The following is a 25212-nucleotide window of genomic DNA, read 5'->3' as shown; positions in this document are numbered from 1 at the left end:
CGGGTACGCCGGTGCGGCGTACCTCACCCGGTCAAACGAGCGCGGACCCGGCCACGACTCGCGTTCAGCGCGGCGCGGCGAAGACCTGCGTCCAGTACGGCCCGTTGCTGCTCGCGACACCGACGCCGATCTCGGTGAAGGCGCAGTTCAGGATGTTGGCCCGGTGGCCGGGGCTGTTCATCCAGGCGTCCATCACCGCCGCGGGCGTCTTCTGGTTCCAGGCCACGTTCTCGCCGTAGGTGCGCCAGGCGTAGCCGACGCGGTCCAGCCGCTCCCCGGCGTCGCTGCCGTCGCTGCCGGTGTGCGACATGTTCCGGTGGTCGGCCTGGTCCTGGCTGTGCCGCTGCGCGGCGGTCATCAGCTTGGTGTCGACGCTCAGCGCGCCGCAGCCGGCCTTGGCCCGTTCGGCGTTGACCAGGTTCACCACCTCGCGGGCCTGGGCGCTGACGCCGCTGCTGGCGGGAGCCTTCGTGGTCGGCGCGCTGCTCCGCTCGACGGTGCGCCGCGACGGCGCCGTGGAGCGGGACGGCGCCGGGGTGGGCTTGGTCGTCCTGGTGGGCGTCGGGGTGGGCTTCGCGGTGGTCGGTGCGGCGCTCGGGGTGGGCGCGGCCAGCGCGTCGCCCGGCGTGCCCTCGGTGCCCGCCGGGGCCGGTGCGCCGGCGACGGTGTCGGCCGCGGCGGTCCGGTCGGTCTCCGGGCCGTCGCCGAGCGCGACCGCGCCGACGCCCAGGCTGACCACCAGCGTGGCCGCCGCGGCGGCGCCGCCGATCAGCGCGGGGCGGGAGAGGCGGCGGTGGAAGCGGTGCCGGCCCTCGGCGGGCGCCGTCGCGGCCGGGGAGTCGCCGTGCCCCGCGAGGTCGAACGCGGCGGTCGGGGCGTCGATCGGCCGGCCGGCGGCCGGGGCAGCGTACGGCCCGTCCGCCCGGCGGTCGGTGTCGGTGTGCCAGCGCTCGCCGGCCTCGCCCTGCCGGCGCCCGCCCGGCCGGGTGTCCCCGCCCTGCCAGGGCCGGTGCGGCTCCGCGGGCTCGGCCTGCCAGGTCGTGGTCGGCTCGGCCTGCCAGCGCGGGGTCGGCTGGTCGCGGTGCCACTCGTCGGCGGGACGGTCCGGGTCGTCGCCGAACAGGTAGGCCGACCTCGGCTCCGGACGGTCGGTCAGCCAGGCCGGCTCCTCGCGCAGCGGCTGCTCGGGGCGTCCGGGGGCGCCGTCCGGGTCGTTCGGGTCGGTCCAGCGGTACACGCCTGTGCCTCCACGGGGTCGGGTTGCGGGCCGGGGTGACGCTACGTGTCGGGAAGGAACAGCGGCAACGTGGCTAAGGAAGAGTTAAGGGGAAGTCGGACGGCCGGGTAGGGACTTCCGGGGATACGAGGCGTAGAGTCAGGGTGTCCGGACAGAGCGTGTCCGCGCCTTGTGGCAGCCCCCCGACAAGTGGACAGGTCGACGTGGAAATGATCTACGGCCTGCGAGAACTTGACGACGGAGGGGGTATCGGCTCAATATGTAGGTGTCGCCAGTCGCGCCCGGTCGTGCCCAGAATCGTCTGGAAATGACAGCCGCGTACACATGGGCGCGCGTTGGCCGGCCTTTCCGGCAGCGCATATCAAGGAGTCATCATGGCTAAGGCCCTGTACGGCCACGTAGGCGCAGCGCCCGATCGGCGTCTGCTCGACGAGGTCACCCGACTGCGTGCCACGGTTCGGGCTCTGGAGTTCGAGATCACGCGGCTGCGTGCCGAGAACGATCGGCTCGCGGCGGCTGCGGCGGAGGCGGACGACCTGCTCCGTCTGGCCGAGCCCGCGCTGACCTGAGCCTCGGGTTCCGAAAACTGAATCGCATCACGCAAAAAGCGCGCCGACACTTCCGTGCCGGCGCGCAGCTTTGTCCGCACCCTTTTCGTCGACGTCAATTCGCGATCTTGCGCCGACCGGTCCGAGAACTGTGAATGGGGGCCGCTCCGTCGCCGCCGGACGGGCACCCGCCGCCCCCGCCGTACGGTCCGGCCGGGAGCCCACCAGGCGGGTCGCGTGCCGGGCCGCCGCCGGTCCCGGGTTAGTCTGCGGGTTCACCCAGGTCCGCGCAGCCGGCGACGGTACGGCGGCCACCGGACGAGGATCGAGAAGGTGCATCTCAAGAGCCTGACGGTGAAGGGCTTCAAGTCCTTCGCCTCCGCGACGACGCTGAAGCTGGAGCCGGGGATCACCTGCGTGGTCGGCCCCAACGGCTCCGGCAAGTCCAACGTCGTCGACGCCATCGCCTGGGTGCTCGGCGAGCAGGGCGCCAAGGCGCTGCGCGGCGGCAAGATGGAGGACGTCATCTTCGCCGGCACGGCCGGCCGGGCGCCGCTGGGTCGGGCCGAGGTGACCCTCACGATCGACAACACCGACGGCGCGCTGCCGATCGAGTACACCGAGGTGTCGATCACCCGTCGGATGTTCCGCTCCGGCGAGAGCGAGTACGAGATCAACGGCGACTCCTGCCGGCTGCTCGACATCCAGGAGCTGCTGTCGGACTCCGGCATCGGCCGGGAGATGCACATCATCGTCGGCCAGGGTCGGCTCGACGGCATGCTGCACGCCAAGCCGGAGGACCGGCGTTCGTTCATCGAGGAGGCGGCCGGCGTCCTCAAGCACCGCAAGCGCAAGGAAAAGGCACTGCGGAAGCTCGACGCGATGCAGACCAACCTCAACCGGCTGACCGACCTGACCGCCGAGCTGCGCCGCCAGCTCAAGCCGCTGGGCCGGCAGGCCGAGGTGGCCCGGCGCGCCGCCGCGATCCAGGCCAACCTGCGTGACGCCCGGCTGCGGCTGCTCGCCGACGACCTGGCCACCCTGCGCGCCACCCTCGACCGGGAGATCGCCGACGAGACGGCGGTACGCGCGCGACGCGAGCAGGTCGAGGCCGAGCACACCGAGGTGCAGGCGCGGCTGGGCGAGCTGGAGGCGGCCCTCGCCGAGGACGCGCCGCTGCTGGCCGCCGCGCAGGACACCTGGTACAAGCTCTCCGCCCTCTCCGAGCGGTTCCGCTCCATCGAGCAGCTCGCCCGGGAGCGGCTGCGGCACCTCAGCGCCACGCCGGACGACGAGCGCCCCGGCCGCGACCCCGACCAGTTGGAGGCCGAGGCCGAGCGGGTCCGGGAGCAGGAGGAGGAGCTGCGCGCCGCGCTCACCGACGACCAGATCCGGCTGGCCGAGGCCGTCGAGCACCGCCAGGAGCTGGAGCGGCAGCTCGCCGCGGCCGAGCGCGAGCTGGTCGCCGCGGCCAAGGCGATCGCCGACCGGCGGGAGGGGCTGGCCCGGTTGACCGGGCAGGTCAACTCTGCGCGGGCCCGGACGACCAGCGGGGGCGAGGAGATCGAGCGGCTCGCCGCCGCGCACGCCGACGCGCTGGCCCGGGCCGAGCAGGCGCAGGCCGAGCTGGACGCGGTCGCCGAGCAGTCCACCGAGGCGGACCGGGACAACGCCGACCTCGACGCCCGGCACGCCGAGGCGGTCGCCGCCCTGGAGCGGGCGCAGGCCACGGTGCGATCGTTGACCGACGCCGAGCGGGCCGCGGAGAAGGACGCCGCCACCTGGAAGGCCCGGGAGGAGGCGCTCGCCCTCGGCCTGCGCCGCAAGGACGGCGCGGGCGCGCTGCTGGCCCGCGCCGACGAGGTGCCCGGCCTGCTGGGCAGCCTGGCCGGGCTGCTCACCGTGGCCCCCGGGCAGGAGGCCGCGCTGGCCGCCGCGCTCGGCGGGCTCGCCGACGCGGTCGCGGTCAGCGGCGTCGACGAGGCCGTCGAGGCCATGCGGCTGCTGAAGATCTCCGACGCCGGTCGCGCCGGCCTGCTGGTCGGCAGCCCCGCCGGGCCGGGCATGGACGCCCCGGTCGACGCGCTGCGGCCGAAGCTGCCCGACGGCGCCCGCTGGGCGCCCGACCTGGTGGAGTGCTCCCCGCAGATCCGCCCGGCGGTGCACCGGGCGCTGCGCGACGTGGTGCTGGTCGACGACCTCGCCGCCGCCGCCGAGGTGGTCGCCGGCAACCCGGAGCTGCGCGCGGTCACCCCCGACGGCGACGTGGTGGGGGCGTACGCGGCGGCCGGCGGGTCGGCCAAGGCGCCCAGCTTCATCGAGGTGCAGGCGGCGGTCGAGGAGGCCCGGTCGAACCGGCTCGCCGCCGAGCACACCGGCGCGGAGCTGCGCGAACAGCTCGTCGACGCCCGCGCCGAGGTGACCGCCGCCAAGGAGGCGGTGCAGCACGCCAGCGCCGCCAAGCGGGAGGCCGAGAGCCACCGCAACGCCGCCGCCCGGCGGTTGGCCGAGCTGGGGGCGGCGGCCCGCTCGGCGAAGGCGGAGACCGACCGGCTCGGCGAGTCCCGGGCCCGCGCGGAGGCGGCCCGGGAACGGGACCTGCTCACCCTCGCCGAGTTGGAGGAGCGGCTGCGGCTGGCCGAGGAGACCCCCGTCGACGCGGAACCCTCCACCGAGGAGCGCGACCAGCTCGCCGCGATGGTGCCGCAGGCGCGGCAGAACGAGATGGAGGTCCGGCTCGCGGTGCGTACCGCCGAGGAGCGCGTCTCCTCGATCGCCGGCCGCGCCGACTCGCTGCGCCGGCAGGCCAACGCGGAGCGGGCCGCGCGGGAACGCGCGGCGGCGCGGCGGGCGGCGCGCACCCGGGGCGCGGGGATCGCCCGCGCCGTGGCGGGCGGCGCCCGGGAGGCCCTGACCCGGCTGGCCGCCTCCATCGCGGCGGCCGAGGAGCACCGCGACGCCGTGGCGCGCGAACGCGCCTCCCGCGAGGCCGAGCTCCAGGAGGTACGCGGCGCCGCCAAGCGGCTCGCCGCCGAGCTGGAGCGGCTGACCAGCCAGGTGCACCGGGACGAGGTGGCCCGCGCCGAGCAGCGACTGCGCATCGAGCAGTTGGAGGCCAAGGCGGCGGAGGACTTCGGGCTGGACGTGGAGACCCTCATCGCCGAGTACGGCCCGCACCAGCCCGTGCCGCCCACGCAGGCCGACGTGGCCGCCGCCGAGCGCGACGGCCTGCCGGTGCCCGAGCCGGTGCGCTACGAACGGCCGGTGCAGGAGAAGCGGGCCGCCAAGGCGGAACGGGAACTCACCCTGCTCGGCAAGGTCAACCCGCTGGCGCTTGAGGAGTTCGCCGCGCTGGAGGAGCGCTACAAGTTCCTCTCCGAGCAGCTGGAGGACCTCAAGGCCACCCGCCGCGACCTGCTCACCGTGGTCAAGGACGTCGACGACCGGATCCTGGAGGTCTTCGCCAGCGCGTTCGAGGACACGGCCCGGGAGTTCCAGCAGGTCTTCACGGTGCTCTTCCCCGGCGGCGAGGGGCGGCTCGTGCTCACCGACCCCGACGACCTGCTCACCACGGGCGTCGAGGTGGAGGCCCGCCCGCCGGGCAAGAAGATCAAGCGGCTGTCGCTGCTCTCCGGCGGCGAGCGGTCGCTGACCGCCGTCGCGATGCTGGTGGCGATCTTCCGCGCCCGGCCCAGCCCGTTCTACATCATGGACGAGGTGGAGGCGGCGCTCGACGACGTCAACCTGGGCCGGTTGATCACGCTGCTGGCCCAGTTGCGGGAAAAGAGCCAGCTCATCGTCATCACGCACCAGAAGCGGACGATGGAGGTCGCCGACGCCCTGTACGGCGTGACGATGCGCAACGGGGTGACCCAGGTGATCAGCCAACGGCTCAACCGGGCCGACACCGACGACGAGCGGCACGGCCGCGGCGAGGAGAACGAGTAGTGGGTCGGGAACGCGCCACGGCGCTCCTGGTGGACTTCGACGGCGTCCTGCGGCGCTGGGACCCGGCGGTGGCCGCCGGCGTGGAGCGGGAGTACGGCCTCTCCGAGGGCGTGCTCACCGAGATCGCCATGCAGTGGGGGCGGCTCCGGCCCGTGCTGACCGGCGAGGTCAGCCACGCCGACTGGGTGGCCAGCGTCGCCGACGCGCTCACCGAGTCGGTGGGCAGCCGCGAGCGGGCCCGGGCGGCGGTGGAGCAGTGGCAGCGCTACCGGGGCGAGGTGGACCGGGAGGTGCTCGACGTGGTCCGCGACGCGCGGGCCGGTGGCATCCGGGTCGGGCTCGGCACGAACGCCACCGACCTGCTCGACGCCGACCTGGCGGCGCTCGGCCTCGTCGGCGAGTTCGACGTGGTGGTCAACTCGTCGAAGATCGGGGTACACAAGCCGGCGAAGGAGTACTTCCAGGCCGCCTGCGAGGCGTTGGAGACCTCGCCGGGGCGGGTGCTCTTCGTCGACGACGAGGACTGGGCCGTCCGGGGCGCCCGCGCCGCCGGGCTCTCGGCGCTGCGCTGGAGCGGCCCGGCCGACCTGCGCTACCTGCGGGCGGCGCTGGCGTACTGAGCCGGGGCCGGCGTCGCCCGACCGGCGGGCCGGTCAGCACAGGCCCCGCACCCCGGTCACCGTGGACGGCGCCGGCGTCGAGCTGGCTGTCGGACCCCCGCCCGGCGAACGCCTGCCGCACGCCGGGCGGGTCGGCCAGGCGCGGCGGCCGGAGGGGATCAGTCCCCGGTGACGCCGTCGATGCGTTCGCGGATCAGGTCGGCGTGCCCGTTGTGCCTGGCGTACTCCTCGATCATGTGCACGTAGACCCAGCGCAGGTTGAACGTGCGGCGCTTCGGGCCGACCTCGGTGAAGGTCTCGTCGAGCGAGCGGCCCGCCGCGGCCCTCCGGGCCAGCTCCACCTCGCGGTGGAAGGTGGCGAAGTCGGCCTCGGCGTCGGCGGCGCTGACGTCGTGGTCGGCGTCCGGGTTGTCGGGCGTGAAGTAGGGGTAGTCGACCCGCTCGCCGGCGAGGTTCTCCCGGAACCACCAGGCCTCCACCTCGGCCAGGTGCCGGACCAGGCCGAGCAGGGTCAGCCCGGAGGGCTCGACGCTTGGCGTCTTCAACTGCTCCGCGGTCAGCCCGGCGCACTTGAGCAGCAGGGTCTGCCGGTGGTAATCCAGCCAGCCCTCCAGCATGGTGCGCTCGTCGCCGACGTAGGGCTCGGGGGTCCGGGTGATCTCCGGTGCTCGCCAGGTCATGCGGGCCATCCTCACCGAGCGGTCCGACAATCGCGACCGGTTATCGCGCCCGCGCCCGGCCGGTGGCTCAGTCGCCGTCGGCCAGGCGCTGCCGCATCACCGGCCGCAGGTGGCCGTCGCTCGTGGTGCCCTCGATGGTCACCTCGGCGGCCCGACCGGTGTGCACCAGCGTGGCGACGGCGTTGCCGAAGTACGGGCCGGCCAGCCGCTTCCACCGCAGCGACGGGCGGCGGACCCCGGCCGAGCGGGCGAGCGCCCGGGTGGCCCCGGCGGGGCCGGGCGACCAGCCCAGCCGCATCAGCGGGCGCATCCCGGCGGGCACCTGGTTGTGGATGGGCGAGCAGGTGAGCTGGTGCACGGGGGTGACGACGCTCCGGTCGTCGAACCGGGCCCGCGCCACGTACGAGTGGTGCACGTCACCGGAGAGCACGCTGATCGAGGCCGGCGGCGCGTACGCGGGCCCGGCCCCGACCCGCTCGCCCGGTCCGCCCGGTGTGCCGCTGCCGATGCGGGCGAAGAGCGCGCCCAGCGCGTCGAACGAGCGGCGGAAGGCGGCCCAGTGTTCCAGGTCCAGCCCTCGGCGCAGCTTCTCGGACAGGCGCCCGATCCAGCGCCGCCGGGAGTCGGCGAGCTTCTCGTTCCACGCCTCGACGTGGTGGATGCCCGGCGGCAGCAGCCACGGCAGCGAGGAGCCGACCACGAGGTGGTCGTAGACGCCGTGGGCCCGGTCGAGGAACCACGACCACTCGCCCGGGGGCAGCATGGCCCGCTGGCCGGGCTCCAGCACCCGGCTGCACCGGTTGTCGAGCATGACCAGCCGGGTCCGGCCCAGGTCCAGCGCGTAGCTCCACTGGTACTGCACGGCGCGCCACCGCTCGGTGTCGTGGGCGAGGTCGGCCTCGGTGTCGACCCGCTGCCCGAACTCGCGCAGCACGCCGGTGGCGTCCTCCGCCGCGACGACTTTGGCGTAGACCGGGTCGGCGGCGATCTCGTCGGGGGAGAGGTTGCCCAGGTGCTGGTAGACCCAGTAGGACGCGAGGCCGCTGGTGATCCGCTCCGCCCACCACGGCTGCTCGCGCATGTCGGCCCGCCAGGAGGCCGAGGTGTTCCAGTCGTCGATGACCTCGTGGTCGTCGAAGATCATCACGCTCGGCACGGTGGAGAACAGCCAGCGGATCTCCGGGTCGCGCCAGGACTCCAGGTAGAGCTTCGTGTACTCGTCGAAGCTGACCACCTGGTCGGCCGGGGCGCCCTTCGGCCGCCGCCGGCGCCGCTTCAGCAGCCGCCGCACTGTGGGGGAGGTCACGTCGGCGTAGACCTGGTCGCCGAGGAGGACCAGCAGGTCGGGCAGGTCGGCCGGGTCGGGGGCGGCCATGAGCCGCCGGGCGTACGCGTCGAGCGCGTCCGGGGGCAGCCGCCGGGTCGTGGCGTGCTGGGTGGTCTCCCGGCAGGAGCCGAAGACGAGCCGGACGGGCCGGTCGAGGTCGTCGGCCGGCCGGGTGCGGATCACGCTGGGCGGGAAGCCGCTCTTCGCCACCGGCCAGGCGACCTCGTCGTCGATCAGCACCTCGTAGGTGGTCGCGCTGTCCGGGGCGAGCCCCTCCACCACGACGAGCGCGTAGTGGTGGTCGTACGCGGAGAAGGTGGGCGCGGTGCCGACGGCGCCGCCGGCGGTGCGGACGGTGACCACGGCGGGCGCGCTGGTCTCGACCCAGACGGTGGCCCGCGTCCCGACCACCCGCCGCAGCAACGGGCCGATGAGCAGGTGTGCCGCGGGCATGGTCGACCTCCAGGTGAGCGGACTTCATCTTTACTACCCGGCCGGCGGTCGCACCACTGCTGGCTGTGACCGAGCCTACGCCGGGTTCCCGGAGGGGCCGCCGGGAGCGGTGGCTGGGACAGCTTCGCCGGCATCTGGAAGGATTCCGGCATGACCGAATACCTCCTCATCGCACTCGCCCTGCTCGGCGTGCTGATCCTTGGCGGCATCGGGCTGGTCGTGCCGCGGCTGCGCCGGCGTCCGGAGCCGCCGCTGCCCGAGACGGAGGTCGAGACCAGGGCCGAGGAGGACCTGGCCGGCCCGCCGGTGGAGGCGCCGGAGGCCGAGATCTCCACCGGGATCCTGGTGGAGCCGCCGGTCGTGGAGGCCCCGGCCCCGGTGCTGGAGGTCCCCGAGCCGACCGCCGGGCGGTTGGTCCGGCTGCGGTCCCGGCTCTCCCGCTCGCAGAACGTCTTCGGCAAGAGCCTGCTCGGCCTGCTCAGCCGCGACCACCTCGACGAGGACGCCTGGGAGGAGATCGAGGACAGCCTGATCACCGCCGACGTCGGCATCGACGCCACCCGGGACATCGTCGACCGGCTGCGCGAGCGCACCCGGGTCCTCGGCACCCGGTCGGCCGCCGAGCTGCGCGCGCTGCTCGCCGCCGAGCTGGTCAACGCGCTCGACCCGACGCTGGACCGGTCGCTGCGCACCGCCGGCAAGGACGGCGTGCCGGCGGTGCTGCTGGTGGTCGGCGTCAACGGCGCGGGCAAGACCACGACCTGCGGCAAGATCGCCCGGGTGCTCGTCGCCGACGGCCGCAGCGTGCTGCTCGGCGCCGCCGACACCTTCCGGGCCGCCGCCGCGGACCAGCTGGAGACCTGGGGCGGGCGGGTCGGCGCGGAGACCGTCCGGGGCCCGGAGGCGGCCGACCCGGCCAGCGTGGCCTTCGACGCCGTCAAGCGGGGCATCGACACGGGCGTGGACACCGTGCTGATCGACACCGCCGGCCGCCTGCAGAACAAGGTCGGCCTGATGGACGAGCTGGGCAAGGTCAAGCGGGTGGTGGAGAAGCACGGCCCGATCGACGAGACGCTGCTGGTCCTGGACGCCACGACCGGCCAGAACGGGCTGGAGCAGGCCCGCGTCTTCACCGAGGTCGTCAACGTGACCGGCGTGGTGCTCACCAAGCTCGACGGCACCGCCAAGGGCGGCATCGTGATCGCCGTGCAGCGCAAGCTGGGCATCCCGGTCAAGCTGGTGGGGCTGGGCGAGGGCAAGGACGACCTGGCGCCGTTCGACCCCGCGCAGTTCGTCGACGCGCTGCTCGGTACCGAGCCGCTCGCCCGGGACGCGTAACCTCGCAGTGACGACCGACGATCGCGCCTACGCCGGGTGGCGCGACCCCAGCCACCCGTCGCAGCGCCTCGGGAGACCGTACGTGACTTCGCAGGAGATCCCGCTGCACGGCGGGAACGTCAGCACCGTGGTCCGGGTCGGCGACACGGTCCGGCGCAACGCCGGGCCGTGGACGCCCTCGGTGCACGCCCTGCTGCGCCACCTGGAGTACGTGGGCTTCACCGGCGCCCCCCGCGCGCTCGGCATGGACGAGCGCAACCGTGAGGTCCTGTCATACCTGGAGGGGGAGTGCGGGGAATACCCGCTGGCCCCGCACTGGGTCACCGACGAGGCGCTGGTGACCGTGGCCACCATGCTGCGGATGTTCCACGACGCCCAGTACGGCTTCGTGCCGCCGCCCGGCGCGGTCTGGCGCTCGTTCGGCCCGCCGCCGCCGGACACCGAGGTGATCTGTCACCACGACGCCGCCCCGCACAACGTGATCTGGCGGCCCGACGGCACCCTCGGGCTGATCGACTTCGACCTCGCCTCGCCCGGCGCGCGGATCTACGACGTGGCGTACGCGGCCTGGACCTGGGTGCCGATCTTCTCCGACCGGGACTCCATCACGCTCGGCTGGAAGCACCCGGACCGGCCGCGCCGGCTGCGCCTCTTCGCCGACGCGTACGGGCTGATCCCGCGCGACCGGCACCGGCTGATCCGGACCATCCGCAAGCGGATCGTGGACCACGTCGAGGGCATCCGCCGGATGGCCGCCGCCGGTGAGCCGGCGTTCGTCCGGATCGTGCACAAGGGGCACCTGCGCCGGCCGATGCGGGACCTGCGGCTGCTCGACTACGAGCGCCACGCGCTGGAGTACGCGCTGCGCTGAGCGGTGGGTGCCGCCGCGCGCCGCGGTGAGGTTCTCTTCACACGTCCGAAACAAGCCGTCACCGTCCGGAAATCGACGGGTGACGCTGGGGGAAACAGGGAGCGAGCAGGCTTCCGCGCATCCGGCGTACGGGCGACGCTGCCCCGGAAGCCGGGAAGGAGGGAACTTCACATTTAGGAGGCCGGTGTGCCTGAAGCACCCACGATCGATTCCGGCAACACCGTCTGGTTGCTGGTGTCGACGGCGCTCGTGCTGCTCATGACGCCCGGGCTGGCGCTGTTCTACGGCGGCCTGAACCGGGCCAAGGGTGTGCTGAACATGATGATGATGAGCTTCTCCGCCATCGGGCTCATCTCCGTCTTGTGGTGGTTCTACGGATTCAGCATCGCGTTCGGCAGCGATGTCAACGGCTTCTGGGGCGACCCGGGCGCCTACCTCGGCACCAAGACCTTCCTCGCCGAGACCGACCTGTGGGGCGCGACGGCGGAGAACCCGAGCGGCATCGGCGTCCCGCTCTACGTGTTCATGGCCTTCCAGATGATGTTCGCCGTGATCACCGTCGCGCTGATCAGCGGTGCGATCTCCGACCGGGCGAAGTTCGCCGGCTGGCTGCTCTTCGCGATCGGCTGGGCGACCCTCGTCTACTTTCCGGTCGCGCACTGGGTGTGGGGCGGCGGCATCATCGGCGGCGACATCCACGCGCTCGACTTCGCCGGCGGCACCGCCGTGCACATCAACGCCGGCGCGGCGGCCCTGGCCCTGGTGCTGGTGCTCGGCAAGCGGCTCGGCTGGCCCCGGGAGGGCATGAAGCCACACAACATCCCGCTCGTCGCGCTCGGCGCCGGGCTGCTCTGGTTCGGCTGGTTCGGCTTCAACGCCGGCTCCGAGCTCACCGTCGACTCGGTCGCCGGCCTGGCCTTCGTCAACACCCAGCTCGCCACCGCCGCCGCCGTGCTCGGCTGGATCGCCGTCGAGTGGATCAAGGACCGGAAGCCGACCCTGGTCGGCGCCTCGTCCGGCGCCGTCGCCGGTCTGGTCGCCATCACCCCGGCCTGCGGCTTCGTCGCGCCCTGGGCGGCGACGCTGCTCGGCGTCGTCGCGGGGGCGGTCTGCGCGCTGGCGATCAGCCTGAAGTACAGGCTCGGCTACGACGACTCGCTCGACGTGGTCGGCGTGCACTTCGTCGGCGGCTGGATCGGGTCGCTCTGGCTCGGCCTGTTCGCCACCAACTCGGTCAACGGCGCGATCACCGACGTGGTCGGCGCCTCCGACGGCCTGTTCTACGGTGGTGGGGCTACCCAGCTCGGCCGGCAGGCCCTGGCCGGCCTGATCGTCACCGCCTGGTCCTTCGCGGTGGCCTGGGTGCTCGCCTTCGTGATCGAGAAGACGATCGGCTTCCGGGTCCGGGCCGAGGACGAGGTCGGCGGCATCGACATCGCCGAGCACGCCGAGAGCGGCTACGACCTGTCACCGGCGGCGGGCAGCGGCGGCGGCAGCGCCTTCGCCCTGGCCGGGCTGGGCGGAGGGAAGCAGGCGGCGGCCGCGCCCGCCGCGTCCCCCGCCGCGCCTGCCGACGACAAGGCTGGCGGGAGTGCTGACGAGCCGGCCGCCGGGCCGGTCGACGAGAAGGTCGCCGGTTAACGTTCCGGTGAGGGAGGGGTTGGACATGAAGCTGGTGACCGCGGTCATCAAGCCGTACCAGCTGGACGCGGTGAAGGAGGCCCTGCACGCCCTCGGCGTGGCCGGCCTGACCGTCAGCGAGGTCCAGGGCTACGGCCGACAGAAGGGGCACACCGAGGTCTACCGGGGTGCCGAGTACACGGTCGAGTTCCTGCCCAAGATCCGGGTGGAGGTGCTCACCGACGAGATCGACGTCGAGAAAATCGTCGACGCCGTCGTGGCCGCCGCCCGGACGGGCAGGATCGGCGACGGCAAGGTCTGGGTGACCACCGTCGACGAGGTCGTCCGGGTCCGCACCGGCGAACGCGGCCTCGACGCGCTCTGAGCGGGCCACGACCGGGATGACCTCGCCGATCGGGAGGGCCGCGCCGGGGCACGCCGGGGACGGCGGCGCGGGCCTCCCGGGCGGCGGGGCGGCCGGGGGCGTCGGGGAGGCGGCCCGGGCCGCCCGAGCCGACGCCCACGACCGGTGGCTGGGCGGGCTGCTGCCGGCCCGGCCGGGGGTGGCGCTGGTCGCCGTCGGCGGGCTGGGACGGCGGCAGTGCGCCCCGCACGGCGACCTGGACCTCGTGCTGCTGCACGCCGGGGTGGCCGGCGTGGACGAGCTGGCCGCCTCCCTCTGGTATCCGATCTGGGACGCCGGGCTGCGGCTGGACCACTCCGTGCGGACCGTCGACGAGGCGCTGGCGGTCGCCCGCGACGACGTGAAGGTGGCGCTCGGGCTGCTGGACGCGCGGCTGGTGGCCGGGGACGCCGCGCTCGCCGACACCCTCGTCCGGGCCGCTCTCGACCACTGGCGACGGACCGCCGTGCGGCGGCTCGCGGGGCTGCGCGAGCTCACCGCCGCCCGCTGGGAGGCCCACGGCGAGCTGGCCTTCCTGCTCGAAGGCGACCTGAAGGAGGCCGCCGGCGGGCTGCGCGACGTCGGCCTGCTGCGGGCCATCGCCACCGCCGGGATCACCGACGCCCTGCGCCCCGCCGTCCACGCCGCGCACCGGCGGCTGCTGGACACCAGGGACGCGCTGCACACGCAGGTCGGCCGCCGGGTCGACCGGCTGGTCGCCCAGGAACGCGACGGCGTCGCCGCGCTGCTCGGGCTGCGCCAGCCCGCGCCCGGCCCGGCCGAGGCCGCGCCGCCGCCACGCCCCCTGCCCGGGGCGCCCGGCGCCGCGCCGTCGCCACCGCCCGGCGCCACGCCGTCGCCACCGCCCGGGGCCGTGCCACCGCCGCATTCCCCGCCCGGCGCGCCGCGCGCCGTCGGTGACGGGGACGCGCTGCTGCGCCGGATCGCCGGCGACGCCCGGACCGTCAGCCACGCCCTCGACGACGCCTTCCGCGCCGCCGACCGGCTCCGCTCCGGCCGCCGCCGGGGGGCCGACGGGCGACCGCTGCGCCGGCCGGTCGCCCGGGACGTCGTGGCGCACGACGGCGAGCTGGTGCTGGCCCGTACCGCGATCGGCGCCCGGCCCGACCCGAGCCTGTCGCTGCGGGTCGCCGCCGCCGCGGCCACCACCCGGCTGCCGATCGCCCGCGCCACCTGCGAGTGGCTCGCCGCGTACTGCCCGCCGCTGCCGGCGCCGTGGCCGGCCGAGGCCCGGGCCGCGCTGGTCACCCTGCTCGGCGCCGGTCCCGGCCTGGTGCCGGCCTGGGAGACCTGCGACCGGTACGGGCTGGTCGAGCGCTGGCTGCCCGAGTGGACCCGGCTGCGCAGCCTCCCGCAGCACAACCCGGTGCACCGGTTCACCCTCGACCGGCACCTCGTGCAGACCGCGGCCGAGGCCGCCCGGCACACCCGCGAGGTGGACCGCCCCGACCTGCTGCTGCTCGGCGCCCTGCTGCACGACATCGGCAAGGGGCTGCCGGCCGGGGGCGACGGGGGGCACACGCCCGCCGACCACAGCGCGGCCGGGGCACCGCTCGCCGAGGCGGTGGCCGCCCGGATCGGCCTGCCCGCCCCCGAGGCGGCACTGATCGGCACGCTGGTCCGGCTGCACCTGCTGCTGCCCGACGTGGCCACCCGGCGTGACCTCGCCGATCCGGTCACCATCGCCGGGGTGGCCGAGCGGGTCGGCGACGCCACCACCCTCGACCTGCTGCACGCCCTGGTCCGGGCGGACGCCGCCGCCACCGGGCCGGCGGCCTGGTCGCAGTGGAAGGGCCGGCTGGTCGCCGAACTGGTCGCCCGGGTGCGCACCGCGCTGGACACCGGCTCGCCGCCCGCCCCGCCCGCTCCGGACCCGGCGCTGCTGGCGGGGCCCCTGCCGGTCGTACACCTGACGGGGGACCGGGTGGCGGTGGCCGCGGCGGACCGGCGCGGCCTGCTCGCGACGGTGGCCGGCTGCCTGGCCCTGCACCGGCTGGAGGTGATCTCCGCCGACGCCGCCACGGTCGACGGCCGGGCCCTGGTCGAGTGCCGGGTGCAGCCCCGCCACGGGCTGGCGCCCGACCCGGTCGCGCTCGGTGCCGACCTGCGCCGCGCGGTGAACGGCGACGTCTCGGTCACCCAGCGGCTGCGCGGCCGGGCCCTCGCGGCGCGGGCGGAGGGGGCCGCGCCGCGGGTGGTCTGGCACCGGGAGGCGGCCACCGACGCCGTGCTGCTGGAGTTGCGCGCCGCCGACGCGGCCGGGCTGCTCTACCGGGTCACCTGCGCCCTCGACGAGGCCGGCGCCCAGGTGCGGGCGGCGCGGATCTCCACCCTCGGCGGGGACGTGGTGGACGCGTTCTACCTCGTCGGCGGCTGGCCGGACGACGTCGCCCGCGCCCGGCTGGAGGCCGCGGTGCTGGCCGCCGTGTGAGCGCCAGGCCCGGCTGCGCCCGGCCCGGAGCGGCCGTGCGGGCGGCCGGATACCCTAGCGGTGGCCGGACACCTCGCCCGGTCGCCGATCTGCCCGCCGGAACACTGACAAACGGGATGTTCGCGTGTTTGACACCTTGAGTGACCGCCTGTCCGGGATCTTCACCAAGCTCCGCGGCAAGGGTCGGCTCACCGACGCCGACATCGACGCCACCGCGCGCGAGATCCGCCTCGCGCTGCTGGAGGCGGACGTCGCGCTGCCGGTGGTGAAGGGCTTCATCGCGGCCGTCAAGGAGCGGGCGCGCGGCGCCGAGGTCTCCCAGGCGCTCAACCCCGCCCAGCAGATCGTCAAGATCGTCAACGAAGAGCTGATCAACGTGCTCGGCGGCGAGGGGCGGCGGCTCCAGTTCGCCAAGCAGCCACCGACCGTGATCATGCTGGCGGGCCTCCAGGGTTCCGGCAAGACCACCCTCGCCGGCAAGCTGGCCCGCTGGCTCAAGGCCCAGGGGCACCAGCCGCTGCTGGTCGCCGCCGACCTCCAGCGCCCCAACGCCGTCGGGCAGCTCCAGGTGCTCGGTGGCCGCGCCGGCGTCGAGGTGTACGCCCCGGAGCCCGGCAACGGCACCGGCGACCCGGTGCAGGTGGCCCGCGCCTCGATCGAGCACGCCAGGCGGGCGGCCCGGGACATCGTCATCGTCGACACCGCCGGCCGGCTCGGCATCGACGCCGAGATGATGCGGCAGGCCGCCGACATCCGCGACGCCGTCGACCCCGACGAGGTCATCTTCGTCATCGACGCGATGGTCGGTCAGGACGCCGTACGCACCGCCGAGGCGTTCCGTGACGGCGTCGGCATCACCGGCGTGGTCCTCTCCAAGCTCGACGGCGACGCCCGCGGCGGCGCGGCGCTGTCGGTCCGGGAGGTCACCGGGCAGCCGATCCTGTTCGCCTCCACCGGCGAGAAGCTGGAGGACTTCGACGTCTTCCACCCCGACCGGATGGCGAGCCGGATCCTCGGCATGGGCGACGTCCTCACTCTGATCGAGCAGGCCGAGCAGGCCTTCGACGCCGATCAGAAGGAGAAGATGACCGCCAAGCTGATGGGCGGCGAGCAGTTCACCCTGGAGGACTTCCTCGACCAGCTCATCGCGGTCCGCCGGATGGGCCCGATCGCCAACGTGCTGGCCATGATGCCGGGCATGGGGCAGATGAAGGACCAGCTCGCCGAGCTGGACGACAAGCACTTCGACCGGGTCACCGCGATCATCCGGTCGATGACGCCGGGCGAGCGGAGCAACCCGAAGATCATCAACGGCTCGCGCCGGGCCCGCATCGCCAACGGCTCCGGCGTCACGGTGATGGACGTAAACCAGCTGCTCAACCGCTTCGCCGACGCGCAGAAGATGATGAAGCAGATGGGCGGCATGATGGGCCTGCCGGGCGGCGGCCGGCGCAAGGCGACCAAGTCGCCGAAGAACAAGCGCAAGGGCACCAAGGGCGGCAACCGGCCGCGCGCCGGGGCGGGCGCCGGGATGCCGGGCGGCTTCCCGGGCGGCATGCCGCAGCTCCCGCCGGGCATGGACCCGAACGACCTGGCCGCCGGCCAGGGCCTCCCGCCGGGCTTCAAGCTGCCGAAGATCGACTTCAACAAGCTCGGCAAGGGCGGCGACGGCCGGCCCCGCTGAGCGTGTCGGTGGCGGCGGGTGACGTGATCCCTACGTAGGGTGATGTCGCCCCTGGAAGGAGGAGCCATGACCGTGGCGCCCATCCTGCCCGAGCGGTCGGAGTGGACGGTCGACGACCTCGGTGACCTGCCGAAGGACCTTCCGTACGAGTTGGTCAACGGAAGGTTGATCGTGCCGTCCCCCACCGCCGTGCATCAGGACCTGTGCGTCGAGCTGCTGCTCGCGCTCCGGGTCAACTGTCCCGCCGACTACCTGGTCAGCATCGACCTGTCGATGCGCATCGACCGCCGCAACGAGCCGCGCCCCGACGTGGTCGCCATCCGCCGCGAGCACGCCGACCGCTCGCCCGTACCCGTCGAGGACGCGCTGCTGGCCGTCGAGGTCCTCTCGCCGACCTCCACGTTCCGCGACCTCTACGACAAGGCGAAGGTCTACGCGCACGCCGGGGTGCGGACGTACTGGGTGGTCGACCCGCTGCACGAGCGGATGACCCTCACGGAATACGCGCTCGGCCCCGCCGGCGAGTACGAGGCGGTGACCCACACCGAGGACCTCTTCGTCACCGAGCGGCCGTGGAAGGTCTCCGTCGACCTGCCCGCGCTGACGGCGCGGCGGGCCGGGCTGCTCGCGCGCGACGGGGACTGACCCCGCCACCCGCACACGGGCGGGGCCCGGCCGGTCACGGCCGGGCCCCGCCGTTTCGTGCGTCCGGTCAGGCGACCAGGTCCGGCCGGTCGGTCACCCGCAGCGCGTTGACGATCGGCTGGCCGAAGCCCTTGTGCGTGACGAACCGCACGTTGAGCTGGCCGTCGGTCACCCGGACCGTGTAGGTCCGGCTCAGCGCGGCGAAGCTGCCCACCTCACCGGCCACGTCCAGCGACGGCAGCACCTCCTGGCCCTCGACCAGCACGTCGAAGATCCGCTTGTCCGGGGACTGCCGGCGGACCTCGGCGAAGTCCAGCTCCACCGTGTACCAGCCGTCGGCGAGCCCGTCGACGCGGTACTCGTACATCCCCTCCCGCAGGTCGGCGAAGCGGGCCGGGTCGTTGGTGCCGGTGATCGGGGTGCCCGTCGACTGCCGGCTGGAGTTGCCGAGATAGCCCGCGCCGCCGGCCGCCCAGGCCCGGTCCGGCGACCAGGTCTGGCCCTCCACGTCGGCCCGCGCCGCGCCCGCCCCGGCGTCGATCGCCAGGACCTGGCTCGGTACCACCAGGGTGACCGGGACGACCAGGACCGGTTGGCGACCGCTGGCCGAGGAGATCCGCAGCTTCGCCCGGTGGTGGGTGCCAGGGGGCAGGCCCGCGGTGTCGACGGCCACGCCGACGGTGTGCCGGCCGCCGCTGGCCAGCGTGCCGGTCGCGCCGGAGAGCGCCAGCCAGCCGATGTCCTGCGGCGCGCCGTCGGCGTTCAGTTCGGTGACCGTGACGTCGGTGCCCAGCGCGCCCGTGTTGCTGAGGGCGATCTGGCGGGCCCGCGTCTGGTCGGCCGCCGCGACGACGGTCAGTTCGGTCGTCGGGGTGGTCACCCGGGCGGTGCGCAGCGCCGCCGAGCGGACCTGGGCCGCGCCGGCCGACACCGTCACCGTGCCGGCGGCCGGCTCGTAGTGCTCCTTCTCGACGTCGAACTCGACCGCGCCGGTCGGGGCCTGGATCAGGTACGAGCCGTCGGCCTCGGTCGTCTCCGTGGCGGTCGCCCCGCTCGTCCGGGCGGTCACCGTGGCACCGGCGACCGGCCGGCCGTCGTTGGCGTCGGTGACCACGCCGGAGAGCACCCCGGAGCGGGTCGTGCGGAACGCGATCGCCGTGCCGTCGGCGACCGCCCGGGCGTTGTACGAGTACTCGAAGCCCACCGTGCCGTCGGCGTTCTCCAGGCCGATCGTGGCGCCGGTGCCGGTCTCCGCCCCGCTGCCGTCGACGTCGGCGTACCGGTAGGTGATCGAGCCGTCCTCGCTGATGGCGGCGCTGAAGGTCAGCCGCATGGACCGGTCGGCGAAGATCGACACGTTGCGCCACTCCACCACGAAGGTGCGGTGCGGCCGGGCTCCGGTGACGGCGGTGTAGATCCCCGAGTCGGCCTCCACGTAGAGGTCGTCCCAGAACGGGAAGAGCGCGAGGTCGGGGTTGGTGGTGTTCGGCAGGGCGGTGTTGGCGCGGCTGGTCGACGCGGTGTCGAAGCCGAGCACGCCGTTGGTGCTGACCCACGCCTGCCGGTAGGACCTGCCGTACAGCGGCACCCGGAAGGGCAGCGTGACGGGCGCGGTCCGGTCGTCCCCGGTCAGCGGCATCAGCTCCGTGCCGCTGACGAAGGAGCCCTCGGCCGCGCCGCAGGCGTACCCGAAGGCGTCGACCCGGTCGGGCAGCGTGACGTCCAGGACGGTGTCCGCGGCGACCTGCGCGGGCCGGGTCACCACGTCCGAGCAGCGGTACGTGTGCGCGAAGCGGACGTCGTACGTGCCCTGCGGCACGGTCACCCGGTAGTGGCCCTGGGCGTCGGCGGTGGCCGCGAGCGGGGTGCCGACGACGGTGACGCTGGCACCGGCGGCCGGGCCGGCCGACGTGCGCACGGTGCCGCTGAGCGTGGCCGACGGGGCCTGCTCGACGGTGACGTCCGCGTCGACCGTCTGGTTCTCGGTGACCGTCACCGAGGTGGTCGCCGTCAGGTAGCCGAACTTGCTCACCGAGACGGTGTACGCGCCGACCATCAGCCGGTCGAACGCGTAGGAGCCGTCGGCGGCGGTGGTGGCGGCGCGGCTCATCGGGCCGGTGACCGTCACGCTCGCCCCGGCCAGCGGCGCGCCGCCCGAGGTGACCTGGCCGCCCAGCGCGCCGAGGGCGCCCCGGGGGGTGGCGTTGACCGCCGCGTACGCGTCGAGCCGCCCCTCGCCGAAGACGTTGTTGTCGTCGATGGTGCCGCCGCAGGTGAGCGCGTCGACGTCGATCGCGGTGTCGTCCAGGATGCGCCTGGTCTCGGCGATGTCGCCCTGGATGGCCGGCGAGGCCGACCACATCAGCGCCACGGTCGCCGCCGTGTGCGGCGAGGCCATCGAGGTGCCGCTGAAGGACGCGTAGCCGCCCGGCACCGAGGAGCGGACGTTGGCGCCCGGCGCGGCGATGTTCGGCTTGATGTCGCTGTTCTCGCCGGTGCCCCGGCTGGAGAAGCTGGCGATCGCGTTGTTCACGTCGAACGCCCCGGAGCTGTAGCTGATCGTGTACGACCCGGGGCTGCCGGAGGTGTTGCAGCTCGGGCCGCTGTTGCCGTTGGAGAAGGCCGGGAAGATGCCGGCGGCCACCCACGACGAGACGGTCTCGGTGTACCACGGGTCGTAGGCGCTGGAGCCCCAGGAGTTGTTCACGATGTCGGGGGCGAGGTCCGGGCGCGGGTTCGCGCCGTTGAGGTCGGTCGGCGCGACGATCCACTGGCCGGAGGCGAGCAGCGACGCCCGCGAGCAGCCGCTGGTCTCGCAGCCCTTGGCGGCGATCCACCGCGCGCCGGGGGCCACGCCGATGACGTTGGCGCCGTCCGCGCCGACCATCGTGCCCATGGTGTGCGTGCCGTGGTCGTTGTTGTCGCACGGGGCGGCGGTGGGGCAGACGTCGGCCGGGTCGAACCAGTTGTAGTTGTGGTCGAGCGTGCCGTCGCCGTTGCGGCCCCGGTAGCTGGCGGCCACCGCGGGGTGGGTGACGTCGACCCCGCTGTCGATGTTGGCGACCACGATGCCCTCGCCGCGTACGCCCAGCTCGTTCCAGACCCGGGGAGCCCCGACCCGGTCGATGTTCCACTCCGCCGCGTCCGTGGCGGGGACGGTGTCGCCGGGCAGTGGCTCGGGGATGTCGACGGGGTCGTCGGCGAGGATCTCGGCGACGTCGGAGCGGACGGCGAGGTCGCCGAGCAGTTCGGCGTCGCCGGTCACCCTGATCGCGTTGACCAGCCAGAACGGGGTGAACTCGGCGCCCTTGGCGGTCAGCGCGGCCCGCAGGCCGGCTTGGCTGCGCGCGGCGTGCGCGGTCTTGGTGCGGTGGACGTACGCGGCCTTGTCCGCCTTGCGCCGCAGCTTGGCCGCGCCGGACAGGTCGGCCTTGCTGTCGAGGAAGACCCAGAAGCTGGCCTTGGTCTGCCCGGCGAGCCGGGCGGTGAGTTTCCTGTCGACCTTCTCGGCCACGGCACGGGCCTCGGCCCGGGTGGGATCGGGTCCGGCGGCGGCTGGTCCGCCGGCGCCGATCGGGAGGGTGAGGCCGACCGCCAGGCCGACCGCTGCCATTCGCCATCGTCGTGGTTTCACTGTCCCGACGCTCCTTTTGTGAGGCGAAACCGTGTGTGCCCCCTGGTGCGGGCACTTTCGGTGCATCCTGGCGATGGAAGATCCCTTCATCAAGACATGTGTAAATAAAGGAATCTGTCAATCAACCGTTCGTACCGCTCCGTGGTCGGATGGCCACGTAGCGAGAGTTCGCCGGCGTCGGGGCCACCCGCGCGGCGGCGACCCGCCGTGGCGGTGGCGCGGCCGGGCGCCGGCCGGCCGGCGCCGGCCCGGCGGGACCGGGCCGGCGCCGGCCGGGGAGAATGGCCGCGGACCGCCCTTTCGCTCGCAGGACGGAGGACGCATGGCCTGGCACGTACGCGGCGTGGTGCTGCCCGACGACGAGGTCCGTGACCTGTGGCTGGTCGGGGACCGGGTGACCTTCACCCCGGTTCCGGGCGCGCAGACCATCGCCGACGGCGGCTTCGTGCTGCCCGGCCTGATCGACGCGCACTGCCACATCGGCATCGCCCGGGGCGGCGCCCCGATCACCTCGCTCGACCAGGCCCGGGAACTCGCCCGCACCGACCGGGACGCCGGCGTCCTCGCGATCCGCGACGCCGGGTCGCCGTACCCGTACCCCGAACTGGACGACGCCGAAGACCTGCCGCGGCTGGCCCGCGCCGGCCGGCACATCGCGCCGCCGAAGCGCTACCTGCGCGACATCGGCGTGGAGGTCGGCGCGGCGGAGGTGGCGGCGACCGTGGCCGCGCAGGCGCGGGCCGGCAACGGCTGGGTCAAGCTGGTCGGCGACTGGATCGACCGGGGCGTCGGCGACCTCGCCCCGGCCTGGGACGCCGACACGATGGCCGCCGCCGTCGAGGCCGCGCACGCCGCCGGCGTACGGGCCGCCGTGCACACCTTCTCCGAGTCGGCCGTCGAGATCATGGTGCGGGCCGGGGTGGACTCGGTCGAGCACGGCACCGGGCTGAGCCTCGACCTGATCGACGAGATGGCCCGGCGGGGCACCGCCCTGGTCCCCACGATGATCAACATCCGGACCTTCGGCGGGATCGCCGACCAGGCGCGCGCCAAGTTCCCCGGCTACGCCGACCACATGCTCACCCTGCGCGACCGCTTCCCCGAGGTGGTGCGGGCCGCGTACGAGGCGGGGGTGCCGATCTACGTGGGCACCGACGCGGGCGGCGGCATCGACCACGGCCTCGCGGCGGAGGAGATGCTGCTGCTGCACGAGCAGGCGGGGATGTCCACGGTCGACGTGCTCGCCGCCGCCTCCTGGCGGGCCCGGGAGTGGCTCGGCTTCCCCGGCCTGGTCGAGGGCGGCCTCGCCGACCTGGTCGTCTACGCCGAGGACCCGCGCGCCGACCTGCGCGCCGTGCGCCGCCCCGCCCGGATCGTGCTGCGCGGTCGCGTCGTCCGCTGACCGGCCGGGCCCGCCCCGGCGGGGTCGTCCTGTCGGAGGCGCCGGGTGTGGGAGTGCCCGGCGGCCAGACCCGCCGACCGCCCTCGGGGCGTCGCGCCGGGGACGCCGCCGCCGGCCGGTGGCCCCGCGTGGCGACCGCTCCGCGACCCGCCCGCGCCGTCAGTAGCTGCCGGTGCCCTGGGTGACCGCGTGCACGAGGAGGTGGACGGCGAGGTCGGCCAGGGCCGTGGCGGTCTGCTCGACCGGGGCGCCGGGCAGGACGATGTGGCTGATCACCAGGCGGACGACGGAGTCCGTGGCGAAGGCGACGGCGGCCCGGTCGGCGCCCGGCAGCACGCGGCCGGCCCACTCCAGCAGGGCGTCCGTGGCCTCCGTCAGCACCAGCTCCTGGCGGGTGGTCAGATAGGGCAGCAGCTCGTCCGAGCCGCCCCGGGTGCTGGTCAGGACCGCCTTGATCAGCGGATCGCCGGCCGCCTGCCGGAGGGTGTGCGAGATGGTCGCGTGCGCGGCGGCCCGGACGTCGTCGCCGTGCGCGTGCAGGAGGGAGCGCACGTCGCCGACGAAGCGGTCGATCTCCCGCCGGGCGAGCGCCTCGGCCAGCCCCGCCTTGGTGCCGAACTCGTTGTAGACCGTCTGCCGGCTCACTCCGGCCGCGCGCGCGACGGCACCCATCCGGACGCCGTCCCAGCCGCTCGCGATGGTCAACGCCCGGGCGGCCTCGACGATCGCCTCCCGCGAGCGGGTGCCGTCCCTCACCTCAGCCATGGTGGCCGAATCCTACGGCCCGTCGTGCCGGCCGTCACGGGCGGACACCGGTGACGCCGCGCCCGATGGCGCCGTCCCGCCGGCCGACGCATAGGATGTGCGGTCATGGCACGCGTGCTCACTCCCCGTGCGGAGGACTTTCCCCGCTGGTACCAGGACCTGATCGCCAAGGCGAAGCTGGCCGACAACGGCCCGGTCCGGGGGACCATGGTCATCCGACCGGCCGGCTACGCCATCTGGGAGCGGATGCAGGCCGAGATGGACGCCCGGATCAAGGCGGCGGGCGCGGAGAACGCGTACTTCCCGCTCTTCATCCCCGAGAGCTACCTCAAGCGCGAGGCGGAGCACGTCGAGGGCTTCTCGCCGGAACTCGCGGTGGTCACCCACGGCGGCGGCAAGCAGCTCGCCGAGCCGGTGGTGGTGCGCCCCACCAGCGAGACCGTCATCGGCGAGTTCATGGCCAAGTGGATCGACTCCTACCGGGACCTGCCGCTGCTGCTCAACCAGTGGGCCAACGTGGTCCGCTGGGAGCTGCGCCCCCGGGTCTTCCTGCGCACCAGCGAGTTCCTCTGGCAGGAGGGGCACACCGCGCACGCGACCCGCTCCGACGCGCGGGCCTACGCCCGGCGGATCCTGCACGAGGCGTACGAGGACCTGATGGTCAACGTGCTGGGCATCCCGGTGGTCGTCGGCCTGAAGACGGCCCGGGAGCGCTTCGCCGGCGCCACCGCCACCTACACCTGCGAAGGCATGATGGGCGACGGCAAGGCCCTCCAGCTCGGCACCAGCCACGAGCTGGGGCAGAACTTCGCCAAGGCGTTCGACATCAGCTACTCGTCGGCCGAGGGCGGCCGGGAGCACGCCTGGACGACCTCCTGGGGCACCTCCACCCGCATGCTCGGCGGCCTGATCATGTGCCACGGCGACGACAACGGCCTGCGGGTGCCGCCGAAGCTGGCGCCGGTGCAGGCGTACGTCATGGTGGTCAAGGACGGCGAGGGCGTCGGCGAGGCGGCGGCCAAGCTGCGCGACGGCCTGCGCGACGCCGGCGTCCGGGTCGCGCTCGACGACCGCACCGACACCCCGTTCGGCCGCCGGGCCGTCGACGCCGAGCTGCGCGGCTATCCCGTACGCGTCGAGGTCGGCCCCCGCGACCTGGCCGCCGGCAACGCGGTCGTGGTCCGGCGCACGGACGGCTCGAAGTCCCCGACGCCGGTAACCGACGTGGTCGCCGCCGTGCTGGCCGCCCTCGACGCCGACCAGCGCGCGCTGCACGACCAGGCCCTGGCCCACCGCCGCTCCCGCACCGTCGAGGTGTCGACCCTGGCCGAGGCGATCGAGGCGGCGGCCACCGGCTGGGCCATGGTGCCGTGGTCGGCGGTCGGCGCCCAGGGCGAGGCGGAGGCGAACGGCCAGGGCGTCACCGTGCGCTGCCTGCTGCGCGCCGACGGCTCGGTGCCCGACTCCGAGGACGAGCCGGACCTCGTCGCCATCCTGGCCCGCGCCTACTGAGTGCGGTGCGCGGGGAGGGGCACCGCCACACCCGTGAAGGGCCCCTTTCCCGCACCCGGTCCGGGCGGACGGG

Annotated in this window: 16 protein-coding genes and 1 pseudogene; 12 read left to right on the top strand and 5 right to left on the bottom strand. The window is 74.3% G+C overall.

Annotation, left to right across the window (positions count from 1 at the left end; all coding sequences use genetic code 11):
* Positions 1-64 precede the first annotated feature (64 nt).
* Entirely contained in the window at positions 65-1237 is a 1173-nt protein-coding gene (locus GA0070606_RS09230; RefSeq protein ID WP_091096808.1) for a CAP domain-containing protein, read from the bottom strand.
* Positions 1238-1611: 374 nt separating this feature from the next.
* Between GA0070606_RS09230 and GA0070606_RS09225 the strand changes: the two genes are divergently transcribed.
* From GA0070606_RS09225 to GA0070606_RS09215, 3 genes are all read left to right on the top strand, one after another.
* On the top strand, positions 1612-1806 hold the full coding sequence (locus tag GA0070606_RS09225) for a hypothetical protein (RefSeq protein ID WP_091096806.1): 195 nt from the start codon (positions 1612-1614) through the stop codon (positions 1804-1806).
* 312 nt (positions 1807-2118) lie between these two features.
* The gene (gene smc / locus GA0070606_RS09220) at positions 2119-5733 is read left to right on the top strand and encodes a chromosome segregation protein SMC (RefSeq protein ID WP_091096804.1); all 3615 of its coding nucleotides are present in this window, start codon (positions 2119-2121) and stop codon (positions 5731-5733) included.
* Positions 5733-6353 (top strand): HAD family hydrolase, encoded by a 621-nt coding sequence (locus tag GA0070606_RS09215; protein ID WP_091096802.1) that lies wholly within the window; start codon positions 5733-5735, stop codon positions 6351-6353. Before smc ends, GA0070606_RS09215 begins: the two co-directional genes overlap by 1 nt.
* 158 nt (positions 6354-6511) lie before the next feature.
* On the opposite strand, the gene GA0070606_RS09210 is transcribed toward GA0070606_RS09215, so the two are convergent.
* Together GA0070606_RS09210 and GA0070606_RS09205 are read right to left on the bottom strand one after the other, a co-directional pair.
* Entirely contained in the window at positions 6512-7033 is a 522-nt protein-coding gene (locus GA0070606_RS09210) for a DinB family protein (protein ID WP_091096800.1), read from the bottom strand.
* A gap of 67 nt (positions 7034-7100) precedes the next feature.
* Positions 7101-8813: an alkaline phosphatase D family protein gene (locus GA0070606_RS09205; protein ID WP_091096798.1), complete on the bottom strand. Its 1713-nt coding sequence runs from the start codon at positions 8811-8813 to the stop codon at positions 7101-7103.
* Between the two features lie 150 nt (positions 8814-8963).
* On the opposite strand from GA0070606_RS09205, the gene ftsY reads away from it, so the two are divergent.
* The 7 genes and pseudogenes from ftsY to GA0070606_RS09165 all read left to right on the top strand — a co-directional run bounded on the left by ftsY (position 8964) and on the right by GA0070606_RS09165 (position 17826).
* Positions 8964-10151, top strand: coding sequence for a signal recognition particle-docking protein FtsY (gene ftsY / locus GA0070606_RS09200; RefSeq protein ID WP_091096795.1), 1188 nt, complete (start codon positions 8964-8966; stop codon positions 10149-10151).
* A gap of 7 nt (positions 10152-10158) precedes the next feature.
* Positions 10159-11022, top strand: coding sequence for a phosphotransferase (locus GA0070606_RS09195; protein WP_176737276.1), 864 nt, complete (start codon positions 10159-10161; stop codon positions 11020-11022).
* Positions 11023-11208: 186 nt separating this feature from the next.
* Positions 11209-12663, top strand: coding sequence for an ammonium transporter (locus tag GA0070606_RS09190; protein WP_245724624.1), 1455 nt, complete (start codon positions 11209-11211; stop codon positions 12661-12663).
* 25 nt (positions 12664-12688) lie between these two features.
* Positions 12689-13027 carry a P-II family nitrogen regulator gene (locus GA0070606_RS09185; RefSeq protein ID WP_091096793.1) on the top strand — a complete coding sequence of 113 codons (339 nt, stop codon included), beginning with the start codon at positions 12689-12691 and terminating at the stop codon, positions 13025-13027.
* 103 nt (positions 13028-13130) lie between these two features.
* Positions 13131-15497: pseudogene (locus GA0070606_RS33990) on the top strand (HD domain-containing protein); the annotation flags it as partial.
* Between the two features lie 124 nt (positions 15498-15621).
* A complete protein-coding gene (gene ffh / locus GA0070606_RS09170; protein ID WP_091096791.1) occupies positions 15622-17181 on the top strand; it encodes a signal recognition particle protein in 1560 nt (519 codons plus the stop codon).
* Between the two features lie 66 nt (positions 17182-17247).
* Entirely contained in the window at positions 17248-17826 is a 579-nt protein-coding gene (locus tag GA0070606_RS09165) for a Uma2 family endonuclease (RefSeq protein ID WP_091096789.1), read from the top strand.
* 67 nt (positions 17827-17893) lie between these two features.
* Here GA0070606_RS09165 and GA0070606_RS09160 read toward each other — a convergent pair whose 3' ends face one another.
* Entirely contained in the window at positions 17894-21439 is a 3546-nt protein-coding gene (locus tag GA0070606_RS09160) for a S8 family serine peptidase (protein ID WP_091096787.1), read from the bottom strand.
* 343 nt (positions 21440-21782) lie between these two features.
* Here GA0070606_RS09160 and GA0070606_RS09155 point away from each other — a divergent pair, with 343 nt between their 5' ends.
* Positions 21783-22862 carry an amidohydrolase family protein gene (locus GA0070606_RS09155; protein ID WP_091096785.1) on the top strand — a complete coding sequence of 360 codons (1080 nt, stop codon included), beginning with the start codon at positions 21783-21785 and terminating at the stop codon, positions 22860-22862.
* A gap of 159 nt (positions 22863-23021) precedes the next feature.
* Here the strand turns inward: GA0070606_RS09155 and GA0070606_RS09150 are convergent, their stop codons facing one another.
* Entirely contained in the window at positions 23022-23627 is a 606-nt protein-coding gene (locus GA0070606_RS09150) for a TetR/AcrR family transcriptional regulator (protein WP_091096783.1), read from the bottom strand.
* 105 nt (positions 23628-23732) lie between these two features.
* On the opposite strand from GA0070606_RS09150, the gene proS reads away from it, so the two are divergent.
* The gene (proS, locus tag GA0070606_RS09145; RefSeq protein WP_091096780.1) at positions 23733-25139 is read left to right on the top strand and encodes a proline--tRNA ligase; all 1407 of its coding nucleotides are present in this window, start codon (positions 23733-23735) and stop codon (positions 25137-25139) included.
* Positions 25140-25212: the final 73 nt, after the last annotated feature.

Origin of the sequence: Micromonospora citrea (assembly GCF_900090315.1) — a bacterium.
Classification (GTDB): Bacteria; Actinomycetota; Actinomycetes; order Mycobacteriales; family Micromonosporaceae; genus Micromonospora; species Micromonospora citrea.
The sequence above is the reverse complement of the archived record's forward strand: the minus strand, read 5'-3'. Positions and strand labels throughout refer to the sequence as shown.

Bases quoted from the DNA above. Each gene is read 5' to 3' on its own strand.
- GA0070606_RS09205 (WP_091096798.1), bottom strand. From the start codon at position 8,813: ATGCCCGCGGCACACCTGCTCATCGGCCCGTTGCTGCGGCGGGTGGTC.
- GA0070606_RS09165 (WP_091096789.1), top strand. From the start codon at position 17,248: ATGACCGTGGCGCCCATCCTGCCCGAGCGGTCGGAGTGGACGGTCGAC.
- GA0070606_RS09210 (WP_091096800.1), bottom strand. From the start codon at position 7,033: ATGACCTGGCGAGCACCGGAGATCACCCGGACCCCCGAGCCCTACGTC.
- GA0070606_RS09185 (WP_091096793.1), top strand. From the start codon at position 12,689: ATGAAGCTGGTGACCGCGGTCATCAAGCCGTACCAGCTGGACGCGGTG.
- ftsY (WP_091096795.1), top strand. From the start codon at position 8,964: ATGACCGAATACCTCCTCATCGCACTCGCCCTGCTCGGCGTGCTGATC.
- GA0070606_RS09155 (WP_091096785.1), top strand. From the start codon at position 21,783: ATGGCCTGGCACGTACGCGGCGTGGTGCTGCCCGACGACGAGGTCCGT.
- GA0070606_RS09150 (WP_091096783.1), bottom strand. From the start codon at position 23,627: ATGGCTGAGGTGAGGGACGGCACCCGCTCGCGGGAGGCGATCGTCGAG.
- GA0070606_RS09225 (WP_091096806.1), top strand. From the start codon at position 1,612: ATGGCTAAGGCCCTGTACGGCCACGTAGGCGCAGCGCCCGATCGGCGT.
- proS (WP_091096780.1), top strand. From the start codon at position 23,733: ATGGCACGCGTGCTCACTCCCCGTGCGGAGGACTTTCCCCGCTGGTAC.
- GA0070606_RS09160 (WP_091096787.1), bottom strand. From the start codon at position 21,439: ATGGCAGCGGTCGGCCTGGCGGTCGGCCTCACCCTCCCGATCGGCGCC.